This is a genomic window from Ilumatobacter nonamiensis YM16-303 (assembly GCF_000350145.1).
GTDB lineage: Bacteria > Actinomycetota > Acidimicrobiia > Acidimicrobiales > Ilumatobacteraceae > Ilumatobacter_A > Ilumatobacter_A nonamiensis.
Window position 1 is genome coordinate 1 of record NZ_BAOL01000296.1, and the last position, 3,156, is coordinate 3,156.

General features: G+C 65.5%; 3 protein-coding genes and 1 tRNA gene. 2 read left to right on the forward strand and 2 right to left on the reverse strand.

Annotated features, from left to right (window positions below; translation table 11 throughout):
* Window positions 1-251 precede the first annotated feature (251 nt).
* Window positions 252-326: transfer RNA gene (locus tag ON45_RS19935), tRNA-Gln, on the forward strand.
* A gap of 66 nt (window positions 327-392) precedes the next feature.
* On the opposite strand, the gene ON45_RS21945 is transcribed toward ON45_RS19935, so the two are convergent.
* The gene (locus tag ON45_RS21945) at window positions 393-1,157 is read right to left on the reverse strand and encodes a YdcF family protein (protein WP_051063476.1); all 765 of its coding nucleotides are present in this window, start codon (window positions 1,155-1,157) and stop codon (window positions 393-395) included.
* 4 nt (window positions 1,158-1,161) lie between these two features.
* Window positions 1,162-2,595 carry a glutamate--tRNA ligase gene (gltX, locus tag ON45_RS19945; RefSeq protein WP_040496433.1) on the reverse strand — a complete coding sequence of 478 codons (1,434 nt, stop codon included), beginning with the start codon at window positions 2,593-2,595 and terminating at the stop codon, window positions 1,162-1,164.
* A 165-nt stretch (window positions 2,596-2,760) separates the two neighbouring features.
* On the opposite strand from gltX, the gene ON45_RS19950 reads away from it, so the two are divergent.
* Complete coding sequence (locus tag ON45_RS19950; RefSeq protein ID WP_040496430.1) at window positions 2,761-3,120, forward strand: DUF2237 family protein; 360 nt, start codon at window positions 2,761-2,763, stop codon at window positions 3,118-3,120.
* Window positions 3,121-3,156: the final 36 nt, after the last annotated feature.

Below are 3,156 nucleotides of genomic sequence, written 5' to 3' on the forward strand. Positions count from 1 at the left end.
ACGGGATTCGAACCCGTGCCGCCACCTTGAGAGGGTGGTGTCCTAGGCCTCTAGACGAACGGGCCAAGCTGCACATCGACATGCGCCGATGCGGACATTGACGATAGCGGCACGGCAGACCGTTTCGCACGTCCCGTTTCGGCGGACCCGAACTGCCCTCGACGAAATCGTCGGAGTCGATACCGACTGCGGCCGATAACCTCGTGCCCGCACCGGTTCCGGTCGCTTCGGCGAACGGGTCCACCGCACTTTGGGGTGTGGTGTAATTGGCAACACGACAGTTTCTGGTTCTGTTATTAGGGGTTCGATTCCCTTCACCCCAGCCACCGACAGCCGACCCGAACGGGTCGGCTGTCGTCGTTTTCGGACGACGTCCGGGTCCGACCGGCGGATCAGTCGGAGATGTTGGACAGGCGATCGAAGCCGATGATCCGACCGACCGCCACTCCCCCGGCTTCCTCCAGATGACGGAGAGCCGAGTCGCCGCCGGTCACGACGGAGGTGTCGGTCGATGACACCGACGCGTCGAGTCCGACCTCCTCGGCGATCAACTCACTTCGGAGTGAGTGGTACGGGTCGGTCACGATCACCACGCTCTCCAACCCGCGCTCACCCAGCATCGAGGCCACACCGTCCAGCGACTCGTACGAGTTCGACCCCTCGTTCTCCAGCAACAGCGCCGACTCGGGAATCCCTCGTTCGGTCAGGTATGCCGCCGACGCTTCGGCCTCGGTGAAGCGGTCCCCAGGAATGTTTCCGCCGGTCACGACGACCAAGGGCGCCACGTCGTCCGCCCAGATCTCCACGACGTGGTCGAGGCGAGCCGCCAACTGCGGCGACGGCCGCCCGTCGTACTGTGCCGCACCCATCACCACGATCGCATCGACCGGGTCGCGGTCGTCGGACCGACCGGTCGTCCACACCTGCGCCAGCGTGACCAAGTAGTACGCGAGCAGCGCGGCAACCACGAGTGCGACACCGGTCAGCACGCGTCGACCGAACCGCGACCGCTTTCGTGGAGCAGGATGCGTCCGACCGTCGTCGTACACCGGTCTTTCCGGAGCGACGGGCGTCGTGTCACCGGCTGGAACCACGATGTTCGGCTGCGTGTCACCGGAGCGAACGCGCTCGAACTCCGGCTGACCGGTACTCGACATCGGTTCAGTCTGGCGCGAGATCGGCCTGCAGTCGCGTCGCGGCGAGTTCGAGACGGCGAACCGTCTCATCCTGACCGAGCACCTCCAGCGCCTCGAACAACGGCGGCCCGACTGCACGACCCGTGACTGCCACACGCGGCAGCGCCTGCGCCTTACCGAGCTTGATCTCGTAGCGCTCCATGACGTCCTCGATCGTCGCCTTGAGCACGTCGGTCTGCCACTGTTCGGCGTCGAGCCCTCGGTACTCGGCAATGAGATCCGACAGCAGCCCGGCCGACCACTCGGGCTTCGTGGCCTTGTCCCACGACACCTCGTCCATCTCGGGATCGGTGCCGTCAGGCAAGAACAGGAAATCGACCAGACCCGGCGCATCGCCGAGGCGCTCCAACCGCTCCATGATGTGCGGCGCGATCGCGGCAAATCGCTCACGGTCCCAGTCGCTCGGCAACTCGGCGTCGACCTCCGCCAGGAACTCGTCGACCGGCATGTTCTTGATGTACTGCTTGTTGAACGCGACAAGCTTCTTCACGTCGAAGAACGCCGGTGACAACGTGACGTCCTCGAGCCTGAACTCAGCCTCCAGCTCGCTCCACGGGAAGATCTCGCTGCCGAGTTCTTCAGATCGGGGCGGCGTCCACCCGAGCGTCATCAGATAGTTGACCATCGCGTCGGCAAGGATCCCGTCGTCCCGATACGACTCGAGGGCCACCTTGTCACGGCGCTTCGACAGCTTCTTGCGCTGCTCGTTCACGAGCACGGGAACGTGCGCCCATCGCGGCGGTTCCTGGCCGAGCGCCTCCCACAGCATCTGCTGCTTCGGCGTGTTCGGCAGGTGTTCTTCGGCGCGCACGACGTCGGTGATCGCCATCTCGATGTCGTCGACCACGTTGGCGAGCAGGAACATCGGGGTGCCGTTGCCGCGCAGCAGGACGAAGTCCTCGATCGTCGAGTTGTCGAAGTCGACGTCGCCGCGCACGGCGTCACGCACGATGGTGTGTCCGTCGGGGACACGAAATCTCAGGACTCGTCCGGGCCCGGGCTCCAGTCCGCGATCACGGGAGTAGCCGTCGTAACCGGTGATGTCGAGTTCCTTCGCCCGGTCCTGGACCTCCTGGCCGGTGAGGTCGCAGTAGTAGGCCGCACCGGACTCGTACAGACGCTGTGCAGCTTCGACGTGTGCCTGCGCGTGCTCGCTCTGGAAGTGCGGTCCTTCGAAGTGCTCGTCGTGGGTCGAGATCCCGATCCATGCGAGTGCGTCGATGATGCCCTGCGTCCACTCGGGGCGGTTCCGCGCCTCGTCGGTGTCCTCGATCCGCAACACGAAAGTCCCGCCGAGCCGCCGCGCGAGCGCCCAGTTGTGGAGCGCCGTGCGCGCCCCACCGACGTGGAAAGAACCCGTGGGTGACGGAGCGAATCGGAAGCGGGGTGCGGTGCTCATGACGACGAGCACGCTACCGAGCGAGTCGATCCCGCGAGTGATCTCGGTTCTGGTCGCGTTCCCGCCCGCCTTGCAGGCCGAAGCGCGACGAGAACCCAGGCGGACGTCGCGATCGGCGCGGCCGCCGGCGTTGCCAAGCCGTGCTCGCTGGACGACACTGAGCCGATGAGCCAGCTGAACGTTCTCGGCGGCGAGTTGATGCCGTGCTCCACTGACCCGATCACCGGGTTCTATCGCAACGGCTGCTGTGAGAATCGCGGCGACGATCCGGGAATGCACACCGTGTGCGGGCGCGTCACCGAAGAGTTCCTCGAATTCTCCAAGGAGCAGGGAAACGACCTCTCGACACCGATGCCGCAGTACGGCTTCGACGGACTGAAGCCCGGCGATCAGTGGTGCGTCTGTGCCGATCGTTGGCGCGAGGCCTTCGAGGCCGGGCAAGCGTGCGACGTCGTGCTCGAATCGACCCACCTGTCGACCCTCGAATACGTGAACCTCGCCGACCTCCAGGCCCACGCCGTCTGATCGAGCCCGTGCCATCCGGTGTCTGACACCGGATGG